Origin of the sequence: Winogradskyella arenosi (assembly GCF_003337305.1) — a bacterium.
In the GTDB taxonomy this organism is placed as follows: Bacteria; Bacteroidota; Bacteroidia; order Flavobacteriales; family Flavobacteriaceae; genus Winogradskyella; species Winogradskyella arenosi.
On sequence record NZ_QPJO01000002.1, the window covers coordinates 559382 to 585625 of the forward strand.

A 26244-nucleotide genomic window follows, 5' to 3' on the forward strand; every position below is an offset into this window, starting at 1 on the left:
GTTTAATATTCTAAATACATAATATGATTGGGATTGCTATGCGTCTCAGATATTTTAAAATCAAAAGCGCCTACAATTTTAAAGTCCATGTTCTGATAAAATTTGACCGCCTTTTGGTTTTCTGTCCAGACCGCAAGCCAGATTCCGTTTTGATCATGTTTTTTGGATAACTCAATAGTAAATTGAAACAATTTAACACCGAAGTGTTTGCCGTGAAAGGCTTCCAGAAGATAGAGGCGGTCTAATTTCGTGATGTTTAAATCCGCTATATTTTTGTTGCTCGTATCTAATTCAATTTTTGAAAATCCCGCAATAACACCATCACAATAGATCAGATGATAACGGACTTTCTCGTTGTTAAATTCTTTTAGTATAGCTTCATTATTATACGTTCTAGAAATATAACTCTCTATGTCGGCTTTAGAAGCACTATGTCCGTGAGACTCCCTAAACGCTTGTGTTCCGATGTCTACAATGAGATCAGAATGGGTGGCGTTTGCTTTTATAATTTCAACCATTATGTTTTACTTCGCTTTGTTGAAGTTTTTTTTGTTCGTCAATTTCAGATATAAAGAAAGGTATTCTATTGGATAAGAATACCTTTTTAACAATAAATCGGGTAGGGGGGGATTAATCCACTTTATAAACCAATTTCATGGTAATAGAAGCTGTTTTTTCTCTAGAACTGGTGTTGAACGTACCACCCCAAGAGTAATCTTCGCCTGAATTTTGTCCTGTAATTTGAAAGATTCCCATTTTAGCCGATTCTAAATCACTCAATTCGCCTCCTGAAAACTCTGCAATTTTTTCGGCACGTAATCTCGCGTCTTCGGTCGCTTTTGAAATCATTTCAATTTTAAGGTCGGCTAATTTGGTGTAATAATAGCGTGGTGCTTGCGAATAGAACTGAACACCTTGATTTAATAATTCGGTGATTTCTCTAGAGACTTTCTCAATTTTATCGACGTCCTCAGATTTAATTTCTAAAGACTGTGTGAGTTCATAACCAACAAATTCTTCTCCTGCATAATCACCATTAATAGTGTATAATTGCTTGGTTTTTTGTCTAGTTTGTACAGCAGAATAGACAATCTCTTCTGACGGAATTCCTTTCTTATTTAAATAAGTATTTATAATACTTTTGTTTTCTTCTAGAGAGATGTAAGCTTGTTTTAAATCGATACTTGTAGATCCGAAACTCCCTTCCCAAACAATTAAATCGGAAGAAAAATCTGTTTTCCCTAAGCCTGTAACTTGAATTTCACCATCTTTTTTATTTCGGTCGGTATAGGCTTTTCCTAAAAATATGGAAGCGGCAACGATAGCTATTCCGAAAATGATGGCGTTTGAATAGTTTTTCATGATGTTTATATTTTGAATTTGTTTATTTAGTACTTGTGATTTTAATCGGTATCTAAAGTTAAAGTTTTAACTTGAATAGTTTTAGAATTTATAGTTTGAAATGTGCCGTGTCCGGAAACCTGTTTTGTATAGAAGGAATGGTCATCACTAAATGATAATCCGGCTTCGACATCAAATTGAAAATTGGCCTGTTGAAATATGAAGGTTTTGTCTTCACGGTTTATCGTAACATGTTCTGGTTTTAGAATGACGTTCCAGAAGCTTGAAGCATAATTCCCAAAATTGGTATTGGCTAATAATGCTGACCAGACCGAATGCTCATTCTTGATTTGTTCGCCTAAGTCATGTTGAAGGATTTTCATAGCTACAATTTACCAATAGGTGCCGACTAAAAATGTAAGCCTTATAAAAGCAACGACACTATTAGACGTGAGTTGTAGCGGTGTGTTTAAATCAGTGATTTCTTCGTCGTCTACAAAAACCACGAATAATCCGTCTTTAAAGGCTAGTAATACATTGTCTATGGCTTCTTGATGATTGGCTAGTGTTGTATTGGTGATTTCTCCAAAATCGACTTTACCACTTTGGGCTTGTTCTTGTATTTCGGCTGGACTTAAAAATCCGATAACGTTTACTTCGGTTCGTTTTTTATTATACGCCTCCACTTGATGTTTAACACAACCAATTAATAAGTCTTCTAGGTTTTTAGGATGCGATTCTAAAGTAAAAGGCACTTCTTTTACTTTTTTCTTTCCTAATCTTTTAAGTTGTAATGTCAGTTCCATTGGTATACGGATTTTTTGCGTTAGGGATTGTCGTGGAAAGCCCACAGTGCGATAGCACGAGGACTTGTAACAGAAAGCCCGACCTCGCCTAAGCGAGGTAACGCCCTAATGCTTGTATTAACTATTAATTTGTGCCAAAATGGTTGGGTCTTGGATTTTATTATCTTCTGACAGTAATTTCATTTTAGAAATAATTTCTGCCGATTTTGGGTCTTCGTCAACGAAAGGCAAGAACATACGTCCGCGATGCTGACTGTGCACCGGAATGATGGATAATGCCAATCCGTTTTTGCTGACTAAACCGCTTCCTAAATGGATGGTATATTCGCCTAAAGTTCCTTTTATAAAAATATGACGCTCTTTAACCGTGATGTTTGGAAGCTTGAATAATTGAGCCGAAGCTTTGGCCAATGCAGCACGCATTTCCATTGTACTATGACTGGCTTCTGGGTCTACACCACCAACGTGCGCAACGCTAACTACCAAATCGATATCGCGCATAATTTCGCTAAAAATTACTGGCGGAATCTCTGTAAGCGGAATGTTTTTATAGCTGTCTATAGAGTGAAACTGAATCACTTCCAAGGTTGGTGCTTCTGCATCTGAGGGTGAAAACCAATCTGCCATCGCGTACATTGTAGCAATAAAACCTTGCTTATGATATACTTTTTGCAATCCGTCTTCCATACTCACCGTCCAACCACGACCACGCAATAAAGCCACGGTCTTTTTAGGCTGAATTTGATGTCCTTGGTAACGTTCAGACCTATTACTATGCTCACGCTCGTCGTTCGTGATTAAATACAACTCTCTAAAAATTTGTTTAAAGGGTTGTGTTATGCGCTCTGCAAACACATATTTCTGATACAAGTCCCAAGCCACCGATTGGTGTAAATGAGAGGCGTGTGCAATAAGCAACACATCATCTTCTGCCAATGTTTGTACTTTACCATCGGTATCTACCAAAGCGCCATTGTTGTAAAATCCTGAAATTTCCTTCTCAGGCACATACAACACTAAGTTTTGCAACATTGCTTTTACAATAGGGTGTTGCATTAACTCGTGAATTTCTTTAGCTGCAAATTCATCCTCATTAACCATTGCGTTTTCTAAGGATAAACGCGTTCTGCTGTATTGTTTAGACAAGTAGTTTTTGTTGTCTTTTAAAGCCACCACCTGCTTGTCTTTACGTAGTTTTGCTGGTATGTTTTTTAAAGTTTTACCCGCTTTGGTCACTTTAATCGTGGTTTTACCTAAGTCTGTAATACCAAGTTCTATAACCGTGTCGTCTATAGTGACTACCGCATTTTCCATAATGGCTTGTGTGGCTTTGGCTTCCATTGCCCAACTGAAACGCACGCGGTCTTTATACCCTGCGTTACGAGATAAATTGTCTAACGCAATCTCTACTGCAGTCGCTTCACTTTCTTGACGTTGTGCCCCAAATTGCTTGCTTTCTTTTAAAAAGGTTTGCAGTAGGTTGTAACGTTTTAATAAATCTTTTTCTGGTACCGTTTTACTTAACGGGATTAATCCTAAAGCACGTACGTAATCTTTATCGCGCTTGTCTTTAATTTTTTTCAGCGTTTCGGTGATTTTAACTTCACCAAGCATCACACTAGAATAGAGTTTTACTTGTCTATGTCCGTTTCCATCGGTAATATATTTGGCGGCATCGTGAAGCAGTTTCCAATTGGTTTTTCCTAAGTTTTTGTACACTTTATTAAACCAATAGATATCTATAGCACCAAGTGCAAAGTCGTTTTTAGGAATGTTAGAATAACGCGCGATAATGGTTTCTTTTTCGCTATTCATATATTCTGAAGCGTGCGCTTGAAACCACCAAACGGCATTTTCTAGATTTTCAATGTTTAAATATTCACCTACAACATTGGCCCATTGCGTGGCGTAACACGCTAATTCTATCAAGCGTTTTTTACTCACTTTAGAAGCATCGGCTAGTTTGGCAAAATCGGCATAAGATTCTGTGTCTTTAAAGGCCGTTCGTTTAAGAATAGTACTGAATTTTGATTTTTTACTGTCGCCATAATAACTATAACCACGCTCAAACGTATCTTTTCCTAAACGCTCTAAAACGCGAAAAACATAATCTACACCTTCTACGCGGTGAATACTATTAATATACCCAGAAGCTGGTGTTGCTAAATCACCACGTTCTAACTCTGTTTCTAAAAGGTTGGTTTTTAAAGGTAGAAATACGTGTTTTGGAATGCTGTTACGTTCTATCCCGTTTTTAAAATTCATTCTGTAATTAAAACCACCATCTATAATACTCATTATAGAATGATTGTTTAGCGATTGGAATAATAAATCGTCATCATTAATTAAGCCTTCTCTGTATAATTTTAAGGTGATTTCTACTTCTGGAAACTTTAACGTTCTCTTATTGATATTCTCTTCCGTAAGCACTTTAATGGTAGTGGCCTCGCTAGGATGTTCCATATTTTGAGCCGATAAATACATTTGAATCGCCCAATATTTATACAGTTGCTCGTTGGTTAATTGGTCTAGATGATTTAAACCAAAATTTGGCGTGTATTCCTGAATTATGGTTGTCCAATTATGAGTTACCGTGCTGTAATAGGTACTTTGCTCTTGAAATTGGGTGAGCTTGTGTTTATCAGGGAAATTAGCAATCATATCCTCATACATCTTAAACTTAAAATCACCCACCATTCTTTGGTCTGCAAAAGCCCAAAACAAACGTTTTAAAATTTTGTTATAGGTTTTAGATTTTGAATAATAGCGTTCTACTTCGCCTAAGTTTAAGCCCGCCAAATCTGGGTAATATTGCTGTAAATACGGCTGAAGAATGGTATAGGCTCCAAATGGCGCTTCTCGATTATTGATGTAGCGTATAACCGAATACATTTCAAAATCGTTAAGCTCGCTTTTTTCGTACCAAGAAATCCAAAGGTCGGCTAGTGGTAAGTTATGCAGCTGCTCTAAAGCTGTAGCATCTTCACTTAACTTTTTCATATCGTGAACCCCTTTATTAAGATACGTGGTGTGCATTTCACCATCATAAGCTAACATTTGGTATTCGTGATTGCGATGTTCTGTAACCAAATTAATTAACTGATTGACTTGAGTTACAATTTTCTTTACGTCAATAAAATCTTTAAACTTAAACCCAGAAGCTTCAGAAGTGGTAATTCCTAGTTTATCAAAAATATTGGTCTTGGTTTTAAAATGCGACTGTGGAATGTAAAGCGGTGATAAATTATCATAATCTATAGCGCCAAAACCGTTACTGTAGTTGTATTCTTCGGTATTGTCAGAAAATTTATCGAGATAAACTTGCTCGTTTTTAGTGATTTTAGGGCGCTGTTTATAAAGTGCTATTTGCTCTTCTGTAAAATTAGATTGTCTGTTGTTATCGTGTAAAATCGTTAAAATTTCTAAAGCGGCTATACGCTGTTCTATGTTTTTAGCCTGAATTAAATTAGTGGTGCTATGACGTAAAGTATCTACAGGTAAGTTTATTAATAACTGTATTAGCGAAGTCCGTAACATTTTGCTTTTTCGCCTTAATAAATCTTCAATAATTTCTAATTCGGTATCGTACAAATGCATTTTAAAGAACAGACTTAATCCAGTAGCCATTACCAGTTCGTTTCTGTTGTAAATGGCGCGTCTTGCTAAAGCGCGTTTCCAAGAATTCTTATCATAATTTAATACTACTTTGTGCTTTATTTGTTCTTTGTTGTAGTATAACGAATAGCTGTAGTTTTTAGGGAATACCTTTCTAAAATAAGCCTCTCTAAATTCTGAAGGAAAGTCTTCAAAATCAGGCGCCATTAATTCTAATTGTGCTTGCGTAGCACTATTCATTATAAAATTGAAGAAATAGTCTGATCTTGGTATAAAACTCCACCACGAGAATATTTTACTTTCGTAAACCTTTCCTTTATCTGAAGCATTTTTAGCGACAGTAAGTAGTTTTTCAAACGTGGTATCATCTAAAGATGTTTCTGGTAAGTTTACCGCCATCCAATGGTCTAAGGCGTAATCTTTCCCTATATTTTCTATAAAATATGGGACTAGCGCATCGTTTGTTTTATCGGTTTGACTCATAAAATACAACGCGAGTATCTTCTTATTTCGGTCGTCGTGGTCAAATACAATGTCTAATGCTTTTCTATTGGCTGTATCGACATCTAAAATACCAATGGCCCAAAGCCCAACGAGCACTTCAATATTATCGTTACTTTTTAAATAAGTATCTACTTCTTTTAAGTTAAAAATTAAAGATTGTGCAAGCGTTAATATTCGATTGATAAGCGCTTTTTTAGGCGTTTCCCAATTCAAATTAAACCAAGTACAAACCGCTCTATTCACACTACTAAAACGGGCTAGGTCATTATCTATAATAACCTGTAACATATATTTAAACGCAGCAAGGCTACAGCTATCTAAAGCTTCTATTATGGTTTGGCGTAAACCTTCTTGACGTTGCGCTGCAAGTAGTAATTTGGCAACCATTTCCCAATGTTTCTCCTCTTCGGAATACAACAAGGCCTTGATAATATCTGAACTTACGCCACCAATCTCATCTTCTCCCTGAATAATATCATCTAGCAAGGCATCAAACGCGCCTTCTGCATTGTGTAAAACAATGGCTAGAAAAAGGTCTTGGTTCCCCGAAAAATACGTGTTGTATTGAAACTGTTCTACCAAAGATAAGCCACCAAATCCCATTCTGCTGGAATTCAGAAATGCTCTAAAACTGACTATTTTTTTGTGTATCACATCTTCACCATCTCGCGATCTAAAGGCTTGCCTGTTATAAGAATCTTGATAGGGTAAGGTGTTTATAAAATCCCACATTGCTGCTAAATATGGCGCTTGAATAACACCATATAATTGCATCCCTAAACGCATTCCTTCAGGTGTGGTCCAAGGATTTATATGGAATGGATCTTCAAAGGCGGCAATAAAATCGTGCTGATTATAATAGACACGTTTCTCTTTTTCTATACCACCAAGTACTTTTGCTAAAACACGATAAGGCTCAGAATACGCACGAAATTCAAACCGGTCTACGGCTGGTTTTGCGTATTGTTCTAAGTGTTTTCTAGCATCTTCTATAGGGATCATATCTCTTAAATATTTTTAACTATGGTCATTAACAATGATTTGTCTTTTTCTAAACAAACTGAATTACTGATGGCAAGGTAAAAGAAATCGGTTTGTTTAAACTCACGGTATTTAGTGATTTTTATAAGGGACTTTTTTTACGTGTTAAATATCACAGAATACAGTGACAAATAACACCGTGTTTTAAAATAGGTTTGTAAAACCAAAATTAAACTACCTTATGATATTTGCTAAACACGAATTTGGTTTCAACTTTTATAAAGACGAAACATCTTTTGAAAAAATTAAAGCTTGTGAAAATTACCCAGAAGATTTTTATTACGAGATTTTTGTACTTGCAAAATCTACTAAAAACAAGCAGATTAGAACCGAATGTGCCAATATCATAAAAAAACAGGCACCAGAAGCTTTACAATTAGCTTTTAAAAGTCGAAAAAAAATAACGCTGATAGAAGATTCTTCTTCTTTTGACAAGAAGCTGATTGCTATATTAGAGTATGGCGTACTCTCAGAAGACTTAGACCTTTGTAAACTATACACACTTGTTTGTAAGCGTTTATCACTTTCCATTACATATTCAAAAAAAGAAGTGGTTCAACTTTTTATAGAAACACCCCGTCTTTTAAGTCAGTTTAATGGTATTAAAGAATTAACAATTAGCACCTCTAGACAGAAAGAAGGTTTTAGTAGCGTTGTAAACAACATAACGCAACTTACCTCATTAGAAAAACTTGAGCTTGAAATTGATTATAAATACATACCAGAAGAACTAGAGCGATTAGTTAACTTAAAAAAGTTTATTCTAACAGCACCTAATTTGGTATGGATTCCCGAAGGAATAACCAAATTAAAAGCACTTAAAAAGTTAGAGTTTAGAGGGAGTTTTCCTTATGGTGAAGACGATCCTAACCCTAACATAGTTAACTTTACTTGGCTTAAAGAATTGACAAGTTTAAAGAAATTAAAAATAGGTTCTTTTACGGTACAAGATCTCTCTGGTGTAGAGCTTCCTGCAAGTTTAAAAGAATTAGAGTTTTTTAGGTTAGAAAATATAACCGCTTTACCAGAAACACTTGGTCACTTGCCAAAATTGAAAAAATTAAGGTTAAGTGGTATGAGGGAACTAGAACAATTCCCTGCATCTGTTAGTGAATTTAAAACCTTAGAGGTTTTAGAAGCTGTTCATTTATCTAAATTAAAGAAAGTTCCTGCATCTTTTATTTTTGGACCAAATATTAAACGTTTACTAGGTTTCCATACAGAGTTTATGCCCTATGGTGAAACACCTGTAACTAAGCTAAAAAGAATCGATTTCACTCATCCAGAGCTTCTTAGTTTTGTATTGGATAATGCCTTGTCTTTTACTAATTTAAAAGAGATAGAAATTACTTGTGAAGCACCACAAAGAAGAAGTCCACATACGTTTTCTGCATTTAAAAAACTTAAAAACCTTAAGTATAAGTTAGCACATCATTTAGAATGGGTTTTAGAGGATATTCACGAATGTAAAAAGCTAGAAGACGTTTTTATTTATGGTTTATATAATGGAGCTGATGCTGAAATAACGAACGCTGACGTTACTAATTTCCCTCAAGCAATTTCTAGAGTAAAGCATTTACAAACCTTACGCGTACAAAGTGCAAAAGCACTAGTTTTAAATACAGATTATTTACCCATAAAGACAGACAGTCTTACCATTACAGATATAAAAGTCATTGAGCCAGGTGTAGAAGATTTTGAGGTAAATCATATAAAAGTAACAGCTACACCTATTACCGCATTGCAAAAATTTTATTCGGTCATACGTGCTAAAAAAATTACGTTAGACGATGTAAACAGTGTTAAAAATGAGACTTTAGATTTTGATAATTTTAAAGACCCTGAAAGCTTTAAAGATTTTATATTTAATAGTAATGTAAAAGACTTAGACAAGGCATTAAAAACACTTTGTAATTTACAATCACTAACCATTGATTTTAATAAAGATAATGCCGAACAAAACAATGGTTTAACCGCTTATACGCACCATAATTTAAAAAACTTAACCATTAAAAATTTTAATGGTGACACTACTGTTATTAAATTATTATTAGAGCATACGCCTCATCTCGAATTTTTAGAAATTTACGAGTGTGTAGGTCTTGCAGACTTACCTAAAGTTACTTTAAACAAACTAAAAACACTTAAATTATTTTATAGCGATGATATACAGTCTATAGAAAACTTAACAGTGCCCAACATAGAACTTTTTAAAGTTTTATCGTGTGACAATTTTGGTTACGACGCTATGGTTACGGCATCGCATTGGAAAACGCTTAAATTTCTTTGGTTAGAGCATATTAGTAGAGATCTTGAAACCTACCCGGAGACCATTGCAGATTTAAATTTAGACACCTTTTTTATTGATGGATTTTTAACTAAAAGACAAATACCAAAATGGATAGGAAAAATGAAATCCTTACGAGTTCTAGGAATAGAGCAGTTTTATTATTGTCCATTACCAGAAGAATTAGCCGAATTAACCCAGTTAAAAATAATGAGCATTAGAGGGTGTGATTTTACAGAGCAAGTCTCTGATAAATTTAAGAATTTGAATTTAGAGGATTTAATTTACAGGTATTCAAAATTTAATGGAAACAATATGAAATCGTCTAAATTTTACGCATTAGCTGGAAATAAAATATTAAAAGAGGATTTTGATAACAGATATGAAAAATACAATCTCTACTGCTAAAGAAATTTAAGCACAACGTACCGCAACCCAAAACTCTGTTTTCAAAAGAAATTTATACTTTAAAAATTAACGATTACTATGACAAAACTAATAGAACCCCCTGTTTTTAATTTTTTTGAAATTGACAAAACTTATGAAGTTATTAAGGCCTTTAAAAACTTTCCAGAAGATTTCTATTATGAAATTTTTGTAATCGCAAAAACAACCGCAGATAAAAAAAATAGAACAGAATGTGCTGACATTATAAAAAAACAAGCTCCAGAAGCTTTACAAGTAGCTTTTAAGAGCCGAAAAAAACTCACCCAAAAAGGAGGAATAAAATCTGTAAACGCAAGACTAATTTCTATTTTAGAATATGGGGTGCTATCTGAAGACTTAGATTTGTTTAAACTCTACACGCTTATTAGTAGAGCGCCAGAACTGGGATTGTACAGTTTCTCGAAAGAATTTTTGATTCAGTTGCAAGAACATCCTCAGATTTTAGGACGTTTTAATGGGGTTGAAAGTTTAAAAATTCATTTAAAAGGAGAAGGCCATACGTATGATAATATCCTTAATGAAATACCAAAACTAACATCTTTAAAAACATTGGATTTAGAAGGTGAGTTTGAGCAATTACCAGAGGCTATTGGTAATTTACCCAATTTAAAAAAACTAAAGCTTGTTGCGCCTTGTTTAAAAAGGTTTCCAAGTACAATGTCTCAGTTAACCTCCTTAAAAAAAATCGGTATTGAAGGTGCATATTGGTCTCGAAACTCTGCTGATAACCTGAATTTAACCGACTTTAATTGGCTTACAGCGCTAAGCAAATTAAAAGCGTTGAAACTGCGTTATGTTGGGGTTCAAGATTTGTCTCAAGTCGTGTTTCCTGCATCTTTAAAACGTATAGAATTGTTTAGCTTAAGTGAATTAACAGTCTTACCTAAAGATGTGAGTCATTTAAAGCAACTGAAACGATTTATGTTGCTATCTAAAAGTATAATGAGATTATCAAATGGTTTTGAAGATTTACCCCAATTAGAACACTTTGAGCTTATCGCACCTCAGATAGACACCATATCAGCGGCCTTGTTTTTTGGGGATGCGTCCAAACCTAAATTGGTCACTAAAATTGGCAATAGCGAAATTAATATTGCTCCAATGATAGAGGTGAGTCTGCGAGAATCTATAGAAATAAACACGCCAAAACTTCTGAACTTTGTATTAGATAATGCGTCGTTTTTTCCTCATTTAAAGACGATAACAGTAGATTGTGAAGCACCAGAAATTCCGCATAAAACATCATTAGCTGTATTTAAGAATCTAACTACGCTTCATTACAAACTAGAGCATAAACTAGATTGGATTTTTGAAGGGATTGAGCAATGTACAAAACTTAAAAATGTAGAACTATACAGGTTTCCAGAGTGGCATACTAAAGATGAAGAAACTCCAATTAAGGCATTTCCTAAAGTATTTTCAAAAATAGCTCAGTTAGAAAACCTGACCATTAAAAATGCGAGTGCTTTAGTTGTAAATACTGATTGCTTGCCAAAGCAGATGACCAATTTAACTATTTCTGAAATTAAAGGCATAAAAGCAGGAATAGAACCGTTTGATGTGTTTAATGTAGAAGTTAAAGCCACACCAATTCTTAATTTACAGGAGTTTTATGCAGTAATTAGCGCGGCTAAATTTAATCTTGGACATAGAAATGACGACGTCAATAATGTTTTAAATTTTGAAACCTTTAGGCGTCCAGAGAACATTGAATCGTTTAATTTTACCAGTGATGTGAATCAGTTAGATAGCTTACTTAAAAACTTCGTCAATTTAAAGGAGCTTACCATCACATTCAAAAAAGACAATCTAGAACATAACAATGCATTAACCGCTTTTAAACACCCGAATCTAAAAGTACTAAGGATTGATGAGTATAACGGAACTACTGAAGCTTTAGAGCGTTTATTAAGCCAGACACCAAACCTTGAATTTTTAGGGATATTTGAAGCCAAAGGTTTTGATGCTTTTCCTGCGGTAAGCTTGCCTCAGCTTAAAAAAATAAGAATGCAGAGTGTCGCGCTTAAAACTATAGACAACCTAAACGTCGACACTATTGAAGCCGTAAAACTAATCCATTGTGATCATATTACAGATGAAAGTATTAAAGCCATATCGCGTTGGAGTTCTCTAAAACATCTTTGGTTAGAAGGCTTAGATGAAAATGGAAGTACCTATCCTGAATCAATTTCTGAGTTGAATTTAGAAACTCTTTTTATTAGCGCACATAACAGAGAAGAAAAAATACCGACTTGGATTGCAAATCTGAAAAATCTACGCGTGTTAGGAATAAACAATTTTAAACAAGTGGTTTTACCGGTAGAACTAGCATCATTAACACAGTTGGAAGTATTAAGTATTAGTGGTTGTGAATTTTCTGAAAAAGTATCTGAAGACTTTAGAAATCTTAACCTACAAAAATTGGTGTATTGGACCTCTAAATTTAATGGTAGTAATATGAAATCTGAACTCTATGAGCCTTTAGAACATAAATTAGTGGCTCAACGTAATTTTGATGATATAGATAGCGAAGCACCTTTTAGATACGCCTAGCTTATAATGTAGTATAAAACAAAAAAAAAGACTTCATAATAATTATGAAGTCTTTTTGCTTTAGAGCGAGAGACCGGGTTCGAACCGGCGACATTCAGCTTGGAAGGCTGACGCTCTACCAACTGAGCTACTCTCGCGTTTTATAATTAAATGGCTTTAATTAAAGGTGTTTAATTAAATAAAAACCGTTTTGCTTTATTTTAGTTCCTACTAAATTAAATATGTATTCAAATAAATAAAGTTAGGTTGACTAAAGTAAACGGTTAGTAAATATAGTGGGGAGAGCAGGATTCGAACCTGCGAAGACGTAGTCAGCAGATTTACAGTCTGCCCTCGTTGGCCGCTTGAGTATCTCCCCAATACTTGAATTCAATATTTCAAATTATATAAGATCTCCTAAGAAATCTTTAGAGCGAGAGACCGGGTTCGAACCGGCGACATTCAGCTTGGAAGGCTGACGCTCTACCAACTGAGCTACTCTCGCAATTTTGGTAAGCGGGTGCAAATATATAAATAATTTATATTCAAATCCTAATTTAATGCCCTAGAATTTTAAAGTGATTTTGTAATAAAAATCAAGAGGCTTATTTACAGTAAGATATGAAATATAGAAATAAAAAGGAATTTTCAAAGGACTATAGACTTTGAAAGAATCATCAAGTTATAGTCAGGACTTTTAAGATAAAGTCTAGGAAAGGGGATAAAAAAATCCTCCCCTTTAAAATTAAAGGGGAGGTCTATTTTTTTTATTTTTTTGATTCAGCAACAGAAACCTTACGGAATTCTTTTAATTGCTTTTCTAAAGCTAAAGAAGCTTTTCTTGCTCTAGTTCCAGCTGCTTTGTTACCGCTTTCTAATTGTAAGTTAGCATCAGTTTGAAATGATTCAATTGTGCTTTGGATGTTTTCGATAAGATCTTTCATATGTTCTTTCTGTTAAAAATTTTAATTCGAAAGGCGAAAATATAATTATTCCGTTGAATAACATATAAAGCAGGGTTAAAATATAGCTAAAGTTGAATTTTCTTAGGGATATAGCCGAAAAAGCCGAAATCGTTTTAAAATGATTTCGAAGTCTTTATAAAGGTATCTTATTCTATATTAGTGGAATAAGTGATTTTATAGCTGAGTTTTTAATACAATAGAAAATTCTTACAATTAAGCCTAAAAAAAGCAAAGCCCTTAATATTTTTAAGGGCTTTTAATAACTTTTATGAACGAATGTTATTTTTTACTTTTTTCTGATGACGTTTTATTGACACCAAATTTCCATACTAAGCCTACTAAAGCAATGGCCGGAATAAGTAACCAAGCCCATTCTCCAATAAAAGAGCTATGCGAATGATGATCTGAGCCTGGATGGGCCAATAAAATTTGAGAACTGATGACGAGCGTTAAAATTGATAATGATTTTTTCATCGTTTTGAGAGTTTTAAGAGTTAATATTAAGTTTGCTTATAACTTGATAAGCGGTTTGGTTGGTCGCTTTAGCCAGTCGTTGCACATCGTCAAATTCTGGCTTTACTTTTATATGTTGTGTTGGTGTTGTCGATTTTTTAATCGAAATATCACCAAATTCTGTAGAGGCTGTTTCATGGATACGAGGTAACTCTATTCTTTGAATCGGAAAATACCGAAGTCCAATAGTGCTCGTATTATCAAAAAGATAATTAGAGACCCCTTCTAATTCGTCTTTAGGGAGTAGGACACGTAATAAGAAGGCAAAACGGCCTTTCTTCATAAGTTGTTGGGTTATACTAAAATCTAAAGCTCCAGCGGCTAATAAACCGTCTTGAAAGGCGTTACCGAGATATTCTGGAGACATATCGTCAATAGAAGCTTCTAATTGCAAGTAATTGTCTTTCTCAACGTCATTTTCAATTAATGAAATTCGCACTACGTTAGCGTTATGAAAATTCTTTTTTCCAGGACCATAGGCTGTTTTTAATGGCGTATAGGCCTTCGTTTTAAAATCAGGATTTAAATAGCGCAAAATTGCGGCTCCTGTCGGTGTAATTTTTTCACCTTCTTCGTTACCAGGATAGAGTGGCATCCCATTTAAAAGTTCGGTAGTAGCCGGAGCAGGTACAGGTAACATACCGTGTTGTGTTTTTACAATTCCAAACCCCGTACAAATTGGAGTACAATATACTTTGGAGATGTTGAGTTGGTCTATAAGCACCGCATTACCCACAATGTCAATAATAGAATCGACGCCACTGATCTCATGAAAATGAATGGTTTCTAAGGGCATATCGTGAATTTTAGATTCCGCTTCACCGATCATTAAAAATATCTCATGTGCTATTTTTTTGGCGTTAGCGCTAATATGCGCATTGTCTATGATGCGTTGAATATCACTTAAATGCCGATGTGCACCATGATGATGTTCATGAGAGTGCTCGTGAGAATGCTCATGCGTATGATGGTGATCGTGCTCATGTGAATGCTCATGACTGTGTGAATGGTCATGACCGTTATGCGTTGTGGAGTTTGAGTCAGAATCCGGATAGTCATTTAAATCAATCACCTCCACATATTGGCAGGTAATTCCGTTTTTATCGGCCTGTTTAATTTCAATTTTACCATCAGGTAAATGTAATTTGTTTGGAAGGTCTAATAACTGGTCGTAATCGCCTAATAATTCACTAAACGCACTCAAAAACATATTTCCGGAGAGTCCCGAAAAGGCTTCAATATATATGGTCTTCATTTTTCTATAAGGTTTAACATTCTAAAAGCACTCATGGCGGCTCCATAACCATTATCAATATTAACCACTGTAATACCATTGGCACAACTAGTCAGCATGGCATGCAGTGCCGTTTCTCCTGTTTTGGCCGTGCCGTAGCCAACCGAAGTTGGTACAGCAATAATAGGCTGGGGGAGAAGTCCACCTACAACCGTAGGTAAAGCGCCTTCAAAACCTGCAACAACAATTAAAATATCGAAAGTTTTTAGATGCTCTAAATGATCGAATAATCGGTGTAAGCCTGCCACACCGACATCATGAATAACTTCCGATTTAACCCCCATATATTCCAGGGTATAATAAGTTTCATTAGCCACACCGATGTCTGAGCTTCCGGCGGAAACAATTCCTATTCTAGTTGGGCTCTCATTAGAAATTTCATGATGAGAGAGCATAAAAATCTCAGATTCATCATCGTAAAATGCCGTTTTAAAGTCTTTTAATAAGTGTTTGGCTTTCTCAGCTTGTAGTTTTGTGATTAATACATTTTTATCTTTTTCAACATAATCTTTCAATAAATCTGAAAGTAATGCCACGCTTTTTGAGGCTCCGAAGATGACTTCTTCAAAACCTAATCGGCGTTTTCTATCTTCATCAATGATAAAGGCTTTATTCATTTAATACACGATTTAGTTTACCAGAAACAAATCCCTCTTCATCTAAAGTCACTTTAGAGAATCCGATGGCTTTGATAGCTTCTGTAATGAGGTTGAATTGACTTTTTAAGGCTTCTAGTTCGTTTATAGGGACTTCTACCGAAGCTTCTTCGCCTTTATAACGAACTCTTACATTTTGAAAACCGAAGCGATTAAGAACATACTCGGCATGTTCAATCTGCTTCAGGCGTTCATTATTAACCCTTGTACCATAAGGAATCCTTGAACTTAAACAAGGACTTGGTGGCTTAGAGGCTGTTTCTAAACCTAAGGCATTGGCCATTTCAATAACTTCTGCTTTGGTAATATTTAGTTCCGCTAAGGGCGATTTAATTTGATGATTTTTAGCAGCTTCTAGGCCGGGACGGTAATCCCCCAAATCATCATAATTAGTGCCGTTTAAAATGGTATACCCGGGGTAACGGTCTTGAATCATGCTTACCATAGCTTCGTAAAGATGGGTTTTACAAAAGAAACAACGGTTAGCCGGATTCGAGGTGTAATTAGGATCTTTTAATTCTGAAGTTTTAATGACTTCTAAGTGAATATGATGGGTTTTACAAAAATCCGTGGCCACTTTAAAATCTTTAGATTTTAGACTTTCAGAATTTGAAATTAAGCCTAAAGCAGCATCCCCAAGCACTAATTTTGAAACATACAAAACTAGAGAGGAATCAACACCTCCAGAAAAGGCTGTAACCGTTCCTTTATGATCTTTAAACCATTGTTTTAGCAAAGCTAATTTAGACATATGTTATCCTGTTTTTTTACTTAGTCCATTTGGGCTTAAGCGATTTTATATTTAGGCTTTGTTCCCTTCAGAATCTACGGTTCTAACGGTGACATTAGTGAGATTCTGCTGATTGCTTTCAAATACAAAGGGTTGGCGTTTTAATACTTGGGGTTGGTGTTTTACGGTACCTAAAACGGTTCCGTTACTCACAATTTCGTAATGCGAAATAGGATTGGCACCCGCATAAGCCGTTTGCCATGTCAGTCTTGTTTTGCCGTCTACCTTAACTTGATTGATCGCTCTAGGTGGGGTGAGTCCCACATTATCAAGTTGAAAGAAATTGGTCCGACCACCAGAAACTTGTGCTGTTTTTGCCTCTATCGCTTTTCGTTCTTCTAAGGACATAGCGTTTGGTTTTACTTGAGAAGCATAATAATTTTGAGTCAGTTGGCACTTTAACGGATCGTCATCAATTTGTCCAATTCCAATAATTAGGGTATCAATGCCTTCAGACGTTAAGACGTATTCTATCAGTTTATCACTTGGTAAGGTTGGCGAACCTACTTTTCTATAAATTTGGTCAGGGTCTCTGGAGAATCCAGGAACTTCATTATACATGGTTCCTGCTCCAAAGACTTTCATACCTATAACGCCTAAACCTTTAACTTTAGCCAGAGGAATAACGTTATGTTGCATATTAAAATACAGGTGATCATTAGAATTCATAGACACTAATAAGGCATCTAATAATCCATAGTCGTCACGTTGCAACATGTCTATCATGGCCTCAGGATTGTTATGTCCGGAAAAACCAATATGTTTTATTAATTTTTCATTTTTTGGATTGGTTCCCGTAAGATCGGTGCCATCTCGGTAATCTCTTAAAACGGCTAGGGCTCCACAATTTTCATCGGGATGAAGAGGTGTTTCTAAACCCTTGTAAAGCACATCAACTTCTTCAATCGTCGTAAGACTGTGTATTAAAAAGATGTCTACATAAGAACCTTCAGGGTAATTGCCTTCTCCATCACCAAATATTTGAGACATGGTTCGTTTTATATCTTGTGCCGCCGTTTCTACATCCTCGCCGTTAGATTTATTTCTAACGTTTTCCATTTCTTTCCAACCGGGTTTTCCCCATCGCATTAAGGTCTTACTCGTTAAGGTAATGGATTCCCTTAATTTCTTATTGTAATTGGGTTTTCCTGGTATAAGGTTTAAATTCTCAAAAGCTTTATGGAAATACAGCTGACTAGGACCGTAGACATTGGAGGTGTCGTAATAATTAATGCCTAAATCAAAAGCTTTTTCAATAATAGCTACCGGATCTACATCGTCTGGCGTCCATTGAATAGAGGCTTGTCCGCCTAAACCTAATGTGGTCACTTTATTTTTCATTCGGCCAAAAGGTCTCATCATAGCTGCGGGTGCTTTATCAGAGAAATTTACATCGAAAGGTAAAAACATGGCTCCCGCAGTTGCCATACTTGATAATTTAATAAAATCGCGTCGTGAAACAGGGTACTTACTTTTCATGTTTAAGGGTTTTCGGTGAGGGTCTAAGTTAATAATCTCTGAGGCGAACAAAGTAAGCCGTAGACCAATTAAGTATTTTTTAACATGAATTGACGGGTTAAGGTTAATCTTACAAATATTTCGGTTAATATTGTAAATAAAGCGAGTGTGCAGCTGATAAAACGTTTAAGCAGTTTAACAGAAATAAGACTCAATTTAAGAGCTGTTTTAAGCTAATTAGGAATATTGAAGCGGTAAGGACAAAGTTTTAAATAAGAAAGTTGTGTTAAAAATTGGCCTTATATAAAATAATAAAAGAACAATACGGTTAACTTACTCTAAGGTATAAATTAAAGACTAGGAATTTCAGAATTAAAGAAAACCTAGGTGTAAAATTCGGATTTCTATGCATGATGCTGTATATTCACGCTCTTAAAATAACAAAAAGGCGCTAAGTACGGGGTGTTAAACTACGTTATAGGGTCTTAATGCATCCACAAGTTAACCAATCAGCCTTTTTTTAAAAATAGAATAAATGGACATTACTAACCCTTTAGTATACGGAGTTCCGTGTTTTTTAGGTCTTATTGCTTTAGAGCTTTCGTACAGCAAAGTTTTAGATGATAATAAGTCGCTATACCATTGGAAAGATTTAATTTCTAGTGTTTCTCTTGGTGTGGGATCGGCCATACTTGGTGCCTTAATAAAAACGGTATCAATCGTCGTGATTTTTAATTTTGCTTACGACCTTTTTAATCCGATGGTTAATGGTGTGCGTACCAATATTATGGGATACGAGTCTTTTGGGTATGTTTGGTATATTTGGGTGATTTGTATGCTTTTAGATGATTTTACCTATTACTGGTTCCATAGACAAAACCATATGGTGCGTTTTTTTTGGGCGGCACATATTGTGCACCATTCTTCAGATAATTTTAATTTAGGTACGGCAGTGCGTAATGGATGGTTTACTATTTTCTATAAGCCTTTGTTTTATGTATGGATTGTGATGATTGGTTTTCCGCCAGAAATGCTTGTGGTGTGTTTAGGGATTGAGGCCCTTTGGCAATTTCAACTGCACACCCAATATATTAAGAAAATGGGATTCATTGAAAAAATTTTGAATACCCATACCATGCACCAAGTACATCATGCAAGAAACTTGGAGTATATGGATAAAAACCATGGTGGGTTTCTTAATGTTTTTGACCGAATTTTTGGTACCTGGAAAGAACTTGATGAGTCTATTGATATTGAATATGGTGTGTCTACACCTCCAAATTCTTACAATATATTTGTGATCTTAACTCACGAGTATAAGAACATTTGGGAGGACATGAAGAAATCCAGGAATTTGTATCATAAATGGATGTACGTTTTCGGACCTCCGGGGTGGAGTCACGATGGAAGCACGCTAACGGTAAAGCAAATGAGACGTCAATTGGCTTATGAAGCTCAAAATGAAAAGCTTAAAAATGCCTCTTGATTTTTGATTCGCATTTATTGATTTAGTTTTATGTTATAAATCTATAGAAAGCATTAAGGAGCCCACTAGCCATAAGGTAAAGGATAATAAACCTCCAATATACAAAAAGTGCTTAAAGCTGTAGGCGCCCGTTCCGTAAATAAGCGTGTTGGTTTGGTAGCCAATGGGGGTGAAAAAGCTAAAATTTGCACCAAACATTACAGCGAGTAAAAAAGGTTTGATATCTAAATTTAAACCACTAGCAACAGCAATAGCTATTGGTGTCATAATAATGGCTGTAGCATTATTAGAAATAACTCCAGATAATAGGATTGTAACGCCAAAGATTAAACTTAAAACTACGGTTGCACTTTGATTATCCATTAGTGTTAATAAATGTTCGGAGAGCCAAATATCGGCACCACTATTGGTCATAGCTGTACCTAAAGGAATCATACCTGCTAATAAGAATATAATCTGCCAATTCACTTTTTGATAAACACTTTCTAATTTAATACAGTGTGTTAATAGCATGGCGGCGACTCCTGCTAATGATGCAGTTAAGATAGAAAGTAAACTAGTAGCCGCTAAACTTATTACAACAATTAAAATGATTAAGGCGGTTATGGTTTTAGATTTTGGGACTTGAGGTTTAAAATCATGTTCATTCAAAATGGCAATATTTTCAATATGATAAAGGTCTGATATTTTGTGTTCTTGCATTTCTAATAAGACCCGATCTCCAGGTTTTAAATTGATGTCTTCGATGTCTTTACGTAGCAGACGTTCTTTGGTGTTTCTTAAGTTGCGACGTTTTTTAATAGCTATAGGGAAAGCCCCTTCAAAAGAAATTCGTCTTAAACCTTTTAAGGTTTTTCCTATAAGATTAGAACCAGGAAGGATCAGGGTTTCAATATAAGTGACATCAGATTGTTTTTGGTCTTGGTCGCCTCTATTAAAGTTTTCAATATGTTGCTTCTGGCGTTTTTCATTTAAAACAAATCCATTTTCTTTAAGAAAGGATTGAAAATTATCTAGATTACTCATTAAAACTAAATTGTCATTAGCCTTTAATTCAATGTATTTTCCGGGATCATTAATGACTTGTTCATCTCTAATTAGTTTTAAGACCCTAGAATCTTCAGCATTTAAGAAATCAATAGTTCCAAATTGTTGTCCGATAAAAGGGGAGTCTTCATTAACTTTTATGGTAAACATGTAAGATTCAATATCGTAATCAGAGGATAAATTACTTTTTTTGTTTTTCGGGAGAAAACGAGTAGCGACCGTCATAATCGCTAATCCGATGGTGAAAAACACAATACCATATCCTGAAAATTCGAAAAAACGAAATCCTATCTCGCCTTGATCTTGAGCAATAGCATTGACAATTAAATTTGTTGAGGTCCCCATTAAGGTGCAACTTCCGCCTAAAATTCCTGCAAATGAAATGGGCATTAACAAACGTGAGGATGAAAACCCATATGTAATGGATAACCTATTAATGATTTTTATAAAAATAATGACCACGGCAGTCGTGCTGATAAAGGCTGAAATACTAGCGGAAATAATCATAAAGGCCGGTGTGAGTAAGAGGAGTGGTAAGACTCTTAATTTTTTAATGCCATTAGAAAGCCACTGGATAACGCCATTTTCTTCAAGACCTACCGCTAAAATCATTAAAGAAAGTACAGTTACAGTGGCCGGATTGGCAAAACCACTAATCGCTTCCTCTGGTGAGGTGAGTTGAAGTAGGGCTAAAGCAACAATGATAAAAAAGGCAATTTTATCAACAGGAAAAAGTTCAGTAACAAAGAGTATGATACTTAAACCGATAATGATAAAAACCAATAATATTGAAAGCTCCATGGCATAGTTATATGCTACTAAAGTTAATTAAAGAAAAAATAGAAAAGGTGCTCAAATCAATATTTCGTTGCTATAATTGCGAAATAAATCAGTGATCTATACCCTTGTTAATGAACTATCAATTTAGGGATTAGACTCACATTAGCACGACATGAGTTAAGCATCTTTAATAGATTTACGCAAATTTGTAACCTAAAATCAACCCTTTTATCTTATTCGTTTTTCTATGTTTCAAACAATCTTTAACCCAACAATTCGCAACACCTGTAGTTTAATTCTTATGTTTTTTGCAAGTACTTCGGTATTTTCTCAGGCCTTTACCAAGGAAGCTTTGGAAGACTCAATAGCCAAGCAACCTTATTTTTCTATTCATAAGGACAATTACTTTATTACAGGTGTGCCTACCAATAGAGCTATTAATAGCGAAACGGCAAATGCAAAATATCAAATTAGTTTTAAGCAGATCCTAACCCGAAGTAAATTACCACTAGATACCTATTTATTTTTAACCTATACTCAAAAGTCATTTTGGAATATCTATGCTGAATCCTTTCCATTTAACGATATTAATTTTAATCCGTCTATCGCTTTAGGAAAGGCGTTTTATGGAAAAGATAATCGCTTGAAAGGGATTGGAACTTTATCTTTTGAGCATGAATCTAATGGTAGAGATAGTATTGCTTCGCGAAGCTGGAACCGGATTAGCGCAGAGTACACCACCAATGTGGCTAAAAATACCGTAGCGACGTTTAAGGCTTGGTTGCCTTTTGCTTATAAAGAGGGGAACCCGGATCTGTTAGAATATGTTGGTTTAGGGCAAATTAATATATCACATACCTACCAACCGGATAAACTAATTTTTGATTTAAGATTACGAAAAGGACTTAATTTTGAAGGGAAAGGTTCCGTGCGCACACGGATTTATTTTAATCCTTTTGACAATAATATTTCTAATCAATATCTCATGCTCGAGTGGTATGTAGGACAAGCGGAAGGCCTCTTAGACTACCAACAATCACAAAGTATGATCAGGATTGGTTATGTGATAAGAACCAATGAGTTTAAGTGGTTTAGTGGTAAGTAAGCGCTGTCTTAATTCCCTTGAAGCCGTTCCCATAAATCGGCAATGAGTTTTTTACCTTGTGGTGTTGCTTTTTCCTGCTCCGTAAAGAACACTTCCCCAGAGGCATCGGTGCTAATTAAATATTTAAATACAAAATCTTGTGATTGCGGTTCCATACTTAAGACTCCAAAGCGTAAGTCGTTAAAATATAACTGCTCATTCTCAAGGGTTATGGTGTACCAACCTTCGGAAATGGCAACCATACGTTGTACTTTTTCATTCTGAATTAAATCGCCTAAAAGCTGATGATTTTTAGGGTAGGCTTCAAATTGAATGGGTTGTGAATCAAAAAATGAATAGCGTCCTAATAAGTAGGTGTTTTCAGTGTCTACATTGGCGTTCCATAAAATGGTGTTTAAAGCGGATGGTCTTGTGTCTATCGCTTTATAACTGAAGTTTTGCTTGTCTAATTCCGCTTTAAATTGGGTCTGAGCCACATCCTTCAACATAAAGGTGACTGCTAAATAGGCCGTACTTAATCCAAGACCTAAGCCATTATAAAGGCGTCTTTTCTTTGTGGTTCGACCTTGAAACATCGTTAGAATTAAAAATATTAAAAATGGTAAGGTGTATAAAGGGTCTATCACAAAAATGGTTTTGAAGGCTAATCGCAATTCTAAAGGCCAAAAAAACTGTGTGCCCCAGGTGGTATGCGCATCAAGAAGAGGGTGTGTAATTAAAGACCAAAAAAAGAGCCAGGCCCAACCTTTAAAATCTTTATAAGTTTCATAGCGCGAGACCAACCAAGCCAATAAGGGTGCAAAGAGCACAGAAAATAAGATGGAATGTGTAAAGCCTCTGTGAATGGCTAAGGCCGTCACCGTATCGGTGAAATGAGATGCAAAAACATCCAAATCTGGAATGGTACCCGCAATAGCACCATACAATAAAGCTTTGTTTCCAACTTTTTTACCTAAAACAGCTTCGCCAACAGCGGCTCCTAAAACAATTTGTGTGAGTGAATCCATATGTGGGTCAAAGATAATCTTTCGGTTGAGACTACGAGGCGCTAAACTAAGATGTACACAAGGATTTTGAATTTGCTGATCTAAATGGAACTAAAATTAAGCTTAGAATTGATTTTTGGTATTGAAAAATGCGAAGATTGTTTGCTTACGAATTGATTCTTAGTCACTCAGCCTAAATTCTCGCTTTTCATAGGAAATATATTGATTTGTTAAACTTTTTTTTGAACTTCCATTATCGGAGTTTGACTTGAATTTAAGTTTTTGATTTCGAATTGTTTATTGCAAAATGAATTTGCAGGTTGTAAACTATGAAGCAATAATTATGGGAAATAACGTATGGGAGATTTTATAAAAAAATATGAAGTTTGGATATTTTTAGTGCTTTGCCCTTTGGTAAACGTACCCTTTGTTCAGGCAAGAATAGAAGGCTTAATTTCAGCATCTATATATAATACCGGTCGGTTTTGTATCCTCTTATTTATTTTAATTTGTTTGTTGCTCTATACCCGAGGCCCCAAAGGCGTCGTTAATTTGTTTAAACCGATGTTAACTTGGAAAGTGCCTCCAAAATGGTATCTCTTAAGTTTAATATTTCCTTCGACTATAGCACTTATAACTTTAGTCTTAAAAAGTGTTTATTATGATGTTGAGGTAGATACATTTATTACCATCAAAATCACAACCCTTAGGGCTTATATCGCTTTCTTTGTTTGGGCTTTTCTTGGAGAAGTGGTTTGGGTAAGTTATTGTATTCGCGAATTATCAAAAAATATAAAACCATTTTATGCCGGTCAGATTGTTGCTGTATTCTGGGCCTTGTGGTTTATTCCTGTAATTCTTTTGGGTGAGGGTATATTACCTGAAATACCTATTGTTTCGGCCTTTATTTTTATGTTCGGTGTGGCCGGTATGTGTGCCTTTATTTACAGCCATACCAAAAGTGGCCTCTGTGTACTGCTGTTACAATCTATGGTGAATCTAACCTTGGTGTCCTTTCCAATTTCACCAACCAATGGTGGCGCGCCTACGTATACCACCTTCGGAATTATTTATTTTTTAACCATGTTAGGACTTTGGGGCGGCGATTACCTTATAAAACATAATAAAAAGAAAACATTGCAATTAGAGCGCTCATAACTATTGTTCAATATTAATTTAAGATGAAAGGAAAAATTAGGTCTGTTTTCGTGGGGTTTCTTACAAATACTGTAGGGCGTATGCTCGTAGCTTTGTGTCCTCAAAAAGTAAAACAATTGTCCGAAAAAGGATTAACTTTAGTATTGGGCGATAATTTAAGTTTATCAGAGCGTTTAATGCGAAGAGCTATTCTTAATAACATCGAAAAAAATGAAGACCACGAGCAGTTAGCGCAATTGCATAAAACCTACTGGGCCAAACAAGGCGATGATTTTGTAAACAATACAGAAGCTAATTTAAAGAATGTTCACTTGCCAGCGTATAAGGCTACACTCGAGGTTCTTAATGCTGAAATTTTAAATGCGCCTATGGCATTTGATAAACTGGTAGAGATCGGAACAGGTAATGGGAGTGTTTTAAATTATTTATCAACCACTTTTCCTAGTGTAAACGACTTTATTGGCATTGATCTTAGTAAGGAACAAACCAAAATTAATCACATAAACTACAAGGATAACCCTAAGCTGAAATTTGTTGGAGGCGATGTTCTCGATTGGCTAGAACAGCAGCAGCAAGGTAATTATGTGTTCTTAACCTTTAGAGGAGTTTTAGAATATTTTACACAACGACAATTAACCGCATTTTTTGAAAAACTAAATGCTTTAGGATCTATTATATTCTTTGCTATAGAACCCACAGATGCAGCACATAATTATGAGACGTCTCCAAATTCTAAAGTCTATGGTGTAGAAGGGTCGTTTTCTCATAATTACGAAAAGCTTTTTAAAGATGCGAAATTCAATGTTTGGTATTCAGATGCAAAAAATGAAGCCGGACACCCCTACAAGATAAGAATTGTAGGGGCGAAAAACTTTTAAGCCTAATCTTCAAAGTATCAATTTGAATGAAAAGGTATTAAAAGTTGTTAAAAACTAACCTAATAATTAGAAAATGAAGACAACCACATATGACGCTTTAAACAAAATAAACGCCTCCGAAAGGGAGCGTGTTGCAGATTTTATATTTACCCATCTCGAAAAATACGGTGACCCCATAACGGCCATAAAAAAGGCCATTGATTATGCAGTAAAAGATCGTCCGAGTTTAGGAGGGTATGTCTTTGTAATGGAAGAGGACGAAAAGATTGTGGGCGCTGTAGTAATCAATAAAACCGGAATGGATGAATATATTCCAGAGAATATTTTGGTCTATATCGCAACCCATAAAGATCATAGAAGAAAGGGCTTCGGACAAAAATTAATGGAGTATGCAATTCGTAATTGTGAAGGGAGTATAGCCTTGCATTGCGAAAAAGATAATCCGGCTAAAATGCTCTATGAAAAGTTAGGATTTACCAATAAGTATTTAGAAATGCGATTAGAAAAATAAAAGCTGTGGCATCTAAAATGCTGAAGTCGCTTATGTATTAAATA

General features: G+C 35.2%; 20 protein-coding genes and 3 tRNA genes. 7 read left to right on the plus strand and 16 right to left on the minus strand.

The features are described from left to right. Positions 1 to 2 precede the first annotated feature (2 nt). The 5 genes from DFQ08_RS07200 to DFQ08_RS07220 form a co-directional block, all read right to left on the minus strand. On the minus strand, positions 3 to 518 hold the full coding sequence (locus DFQ08_RS07200) for a GNAT family N-acetyltransferase (RefSeq protein ID WP_114309150.1): 516 nt from the start codon (positions 516 to 518) through the stop codon (positions 3 to 5). 112 nt (positions 519 to 630) lie between these two features. Next, positions 631 to 1362, minus strand: a complete 732-nt coding sequence (locus tag DFQ08_RS07205; protein WP_114309153.1) for an SIMPL domain-containing protein — start codon at positions 1360 to 1362, stop codon at positions 631 to 633. A gap of 41 nt (positions 1363 to 1403) precedes the next feature. Then, the gene (locus DFQ08_RS07210) at positions 1404 to 1724 is read right to left on the minus strand and encodes a hypothetical protein (RefSeq protein ID WP_114309157.1); all 321 of its coding nucleotides are present in this window, start codon (positions 1722 to 1724) and stop codon (positions 1404 to 1406) included. Between the two features lie 9 nt (positions 1725 to 1733). Next, positions 1734 to 2147, minus strand: coding sequence for a hypothetical protein (locus tag DFQ08_RS07215; RefSeq protein WP_114309160.1), 414 nt, complete (start codon positions 2145 to 2147; stop codon positions 1734 to 1736). Positions 2148 to 2264: 117 nt separating this feature from the next. Next, positions 2265 to 7268 carry a DUF4132 domain-containing protein gene (locus DFQ08_RS07220; RefSeq protein ID WP_114309163.1) on the minus strand — a complete coding sequence of 1668 codons (5004 nt, stop codon included), beginning with the start codon at positions 7266 to 7268 and terminating at the stop codon, positions 2265 to 2267. 220 nt (positions 7269 to 7488) lie between these two features. On the opposite strand from DFQ08_RS07220, the gene DFQ08_RS07225 reads away from it, so the two are divergent. Next, a complete protein-coding gene (locus DFQ08_RS07225; protein ID WP_114309167.1) occupies positions 7489 to 10002 on the plus strand; it encodes a leucine-rich repeat domain-containing protein in 2514 nt (837 codons plus the stop codon). A 78-nt stretch (positions 10003 to 10080) separates the two neighbouring features. Then, the gene (locus tag DFQ08_RS07230) at positions 10081 to 12594 is read left to right on the plus strand and encodes a leucine-rich repeat domain-containing protein (protein WP_114309171.1); all 2514 of its coding nucleotides are present in this window, start codon (positions 10081 to 10083) and stop codon (positions 12592 to 12594) included. Between the two features lie 64 nt (positions 12595 to 12658). Here DFQ08_RS07230 and DFQ08_RS07235 read toward each other — a convergent pair. The 9 genes from DFQ08_RS07235 to DFQ08_RS07275 all read right to left on the minus strand — a co-directional run bounded on the left by DFQ08_RS07235 (position 12659) and on the right by DFQ08_RS07275 (position 18270). Further along, a tRNA-Gly gene (locus DFQ08_RS07235) sits at positions 12659 to 12731 on the minus strand. A gap of 139 nt (positions 12732 to 12870) precedes the next feature. Beyond that, positions 12871 to 12952, minus strand: a tRNA-Tyr gene (locus DFQ08_RS07240). 53 nt (positions 12953 to 13005) lie between these two features. Next, positions 13006 to 13078 (minus strand) — tRNA-Gly (locus DFQ08_RS07245). A gap of 262 nt (positions 13079 to 13340) precedes the next feature. Next, positions 13341 to 13517 (minus strand): histone H1, encoded by a 177-nt coding sequence (locus DFQ08_RS07250; RefSeq protein ID WP_114309175.1) that lies wholly within the window; start codon positions 13515 to 13517, stop codon positions 13341 to 13343. A 300-nt stretch (positions 13518 to 13817) separates the two neighbouring features. Continuing rightward, the gene (locus tag DFQ08_RS07255) at positions 13818 to 14012 is read right to left on the minus strand and encodes a hypothetical protein (RefSeq protein ID WP_114309179.1); all 195 of its coding nucleotides are present in this window, start codon (positions 14010 to 14012) and stop codon (positions 13818 to 13820) included. Between the two features lie 13 nt (positions 14013 to 14025). Beyond that, positions 14026 to 15306 (minus strand): nickel pincer cofactor biosynthesis protein LarC, encoded by a 1281-nt coding sequence (gene larC, locus DFQ08_RS07260; protein ID WP_114309182.1) that lies wholly within the window; start codon positions 15304 to 15306, stop codon positions 14026 to 14028. Continuing rightward, positions 15303 to 15962, minus strand: coding sequence for a nickel pincer cofactor biosynthesis protein LarB (larB, locus tag DFQ08_RS07265; RefSeq protein ID WP_114309186.1), 660 nt, complete (start codon positions 15960 to 15962; stop codon positions 15303 to 15305). The genes larC and larB overlap by 4 nt, the downstream gene beginning before the upstream one ends. Then, the gene (gene larE, locus DFQ08_RS07270) at positions 15955 to 16752 is read right to left on the minus strand and encodes an ATP-dependent sacrificial sulfur transferase LarE (protein WP_114309188.1); all 798 of its coding nucleotides are present in this window, start codon (positions 16750 to 16752) and stop codon (positions 15955 to 15957) included. Before larE ends, larB begins: the two co-directional genes overlap by 8 nt. A 51-nt stretch (positions 16753 to 16803) precedes the next feature. Further along, positions 16804 to 18270, minus strand: coding sequence for an aldo/keto reductase (locus DFQ08_RS07275; RefSeq protein ID WP_114309191.1), 1467 nt, complete (start codon positions 18268 to 18270; stop codon positions 16804 to 16806). A gap of 514 nt (positions 18271 to 18784) precedes the next feature. Here DFQ08_RS07275 and DFQ08_RS07280 point away from each other — a divergent pair. Then, the gene (locus DFQ08_RS07280; RefSeq protein ID WP_114309194.1) at positions 18785 to 19735 is read left to right on the plus strand and encodes a sterol desaturase family protein; all 951 of its coding nucleotides are present in this window, start codon (positions 18785 to 18787) and stop codon (positions 19733 to 19735) included. A gap of 33 nt (positions 19736 to 19768) precedes the next feature. On the opposite strand, the gene DFQ08_RS07285 is transcribed toward DFQ08_RS07280, so the two are convergent. Further along, positions 19769 to 21583 carry an SLC13 family permease gene (locus DFQ08_RS07285; protein ID WP_114309197.1) on the minus strand — a complete coding sequence of 605 codons (1815 nt, stop codon included), beginning with the start codon at positions 21581 to 21583 and terminating at the stop codon, positions 19769 to 19771. A gap of 226 nt (positions 21584 to 21809) precedes the next feature. On the opposite strand from DFQ08_RS07285, the gene DFQ08_RS07290 reads away from it, so the two are divergent. Further along, positions 21810 to 22667, plus strand: coding sequence for a phospholipase A (locus tag DFQ08_RS07290; RefSeq protein WP_114309200.1), 858 nt, complete (start codon positions 21810 to 21812; stop codon positions 22665 to 22667). A gap of 8 nt (positions 22668 to 22675) precedes the next feature. On the opposite strand, the gene DFQ08_RS07295 is transcribed toward DFQ08_RS07290, so the two are convergent. Further along, positions 22676 to 23674 (minus strand): metal-dependent hydrolase, encoded by a 999-nt coding sequence (locus DFQ08_RS07295; protein WP_114309203.1) that lies wholly within the window; start codon positions 23672 to 23674, stop codon positions 22676 to 22678. Between the two features lie 543 nt (positions 23675 to 24217). On the opposite strand from DFQ08_RS07295, the gene DFQ08_RS07300 reads away from it, so the two are divergent. From DFQ08_RS07300 to DFQ08_RS07310, 3 genes are all read left to right on the plus strand, one after another. After that, positions 24218 to 24811 (plus strand): type II CAAX prenyl endopeptidase Rce1 family protein, encoded by a 594-nt coding sequence (locus DFQ08_RS07300; RefSeq protein WP_114309207.1) that lies wholly within the window; start codon positions 24218 to 24220, stop codon positions 24809 to 24811. Between the two features lie 23 nt (positions 24812 to 24834). Continuing rightward, positions 24835 to 25689: a class I SAM-dependent methyltransferase gene (locus DFQ08_RS07305; RefSeq protein ID WP_114309209.1), complete on the plus strand. Its 855-nt coding sequence runs from the start codon at positions 24835 to 24837 to the stop codon at positions 25687 to 25689. 73 nt (positions 25690 to 25762) lie between these two features. Beyond that, positions 25763 to 26200 carry a GNAT family N-acetyltransferase gene (locus tag DFQ08_RS07310; RefSeq protein WP_114309211.1) on the plus strand — a complete coding sequence of 146 codons (438 nt, stop codon included), beginning with the start codon at positions 25763 to 25765 and terminating at the stop codon, positions 26198 to 26200. The last annotated feature ends 44 nt before the right edge of the window (positions 26201 to 26244 follow it).

What these genes read in the sequence shown, in the direction of transcription:
- DFQ08_RS07200 (WP_114309150.1), bottom strand. Translation starts at nt 518, where the DNA reads ATGGTTGAAATTATAAAAGCAAACGCCACCCATTCTGATCTCATTGTA.
- DFQ08_RS07205 (WP_114309153.1), bottom strand. Translation starts at nt 1,362, where the DNA reads ATGAAAAACTATTCAAACGCCATCATTTTCGGAATAGCTATCGTTGCC.
- DFQ08_RS07210 (WP_114309157.1), bottom strand. Translation starts at nt 1,724, where the DNA reads ATGAAAATCCTTCAACATGACTTAGGCGAACAAATCAAGAATGAGCAT.
- DFQ08_RS07215 (WP_114309160.1), bottom strand. Translation starts at nt 2,147, where the DNA reads ATGGAACTGACATTACAACTTAAAAGATTAGGAAAGAAAAAAGTAAAA.
- DFQ08_RS07220 (WP_114309163.1), bottom strand. Translation starts at nt 7,268, where the DNA reads ATGATCCCTATAGAAGATGCTAGAAAACACTTAGAACAATACGCAAAA.
- DFQ08_RS07225 (WP_114309167.1), top strand. Translation starts at nt 7,489, where the DNA reads ATGATATTTGCTAAACACGAATTTGGTTTCAACTTTTATAAAGACGAA.
- DFQ08_RS07230 (WP_114309171.1), top strand. Translation starts at nt 10,081, where the DNA reads ATGACAAAACTAATAGAACCCCCTGTTTTTAATTTTTTTGAAATTGAC.
- DFQ08_RS07250 (WP_114309175.1), bottom strand. Translation starts at nt 13,517, where the DNA reads ATGAAAGATCTTATCGAAAACATCCAAAGCACAATTGAATCATTTCAA.
- DFQ08_RS07255 (WP_114309179.1), bottom strand. Translation starts at nt 14,012, where the DNA reads ATGAAAAAATCATTATCAATTTTAACGCTCGTCATCAGTTCTCAAATT.
- larC (WP_114309182.1), bottom strand. Translation starts at nt 15,306, where the DNA reads ATGAAGACCATATATATTGAAGCCTTTTCGGGACTCTCCGGAAATATG.
- larB (WP_114309186.1), bottom strand. Translation starts at nt 15,962, where the DNA reads ATGAATAAAGCCTTTATCATTGATGAAGATAGAAAACGCCGATTAGGT.
- larE (WP_114309188.1), bottom strand. Translation starts at nt 16,752, where the DNA reads ATGTCTAAATTAGCTTTGCTAAAACAATGGTTTAAAGATCATAAAGGA.
- DFQ08_RS07275 (WP_114309191.1), bottom strand. Translation starts at nt 18,270, where the DNA reads ATGAAAAGTAAGTACCCTGTTTCACGACGCGATTTTATTAAATTATCA.
- DFQ08_RS07280 (WP_114309194.1), top strand. Translation starts at nt 18,785, where the DNA reads ATGGACATTACTAACCCTTTAGTATACGGAGTTCCGTGTTTTTTAGGT.
- DFQ08_RS07285 (WP_114309197.1), bottom strand. Translation starts at nt 21,583, where the DNA reads ATGGAGCTTTCAATATTATTGGTTTTTATCATTATCGGTTTAAGTATC.
- DFQ08_RS07290 (WP_114309200.1), top strand. Translation starts at nt 21,810, where the DNA reads ATGTTTCAAACAATCTTTAACCCAACAATTCGCAACACCTGTAGTTTA.
- DFQ08_RS07295 (WP_114309203.1), bottom strand. Translation starts at nt 23,674, where the DNA reads ATGGATTCACTCACACAAATTGTTTTAGGAGCCGCTGTTGGCGAAGCT.
- DFQ08_RS07300 (WP_114309207.1), top strand. Translation starts at nt 24,218, where the DNA reads ATGTTAACTTGGAAAGTGCCTCCAAAATGGTATCTCTTAAGTTTAATA.
- DFQ08_RS07305 (WP_114309209.1), top strand. Translation starts at nt 24,835, where the DNA reads ATGAAAGGAAAAATTAGGTCTGTTTTCGTGGGGTTTCTTACAAATACT.
- DFQ08_RS07310 (WP_114309211.1), top strand. Translation starts at nt 25,763, where the DNA reads ATGAAGACAACCACATATGACGCTTTAAACAAAATAAACGCCTCCGAA.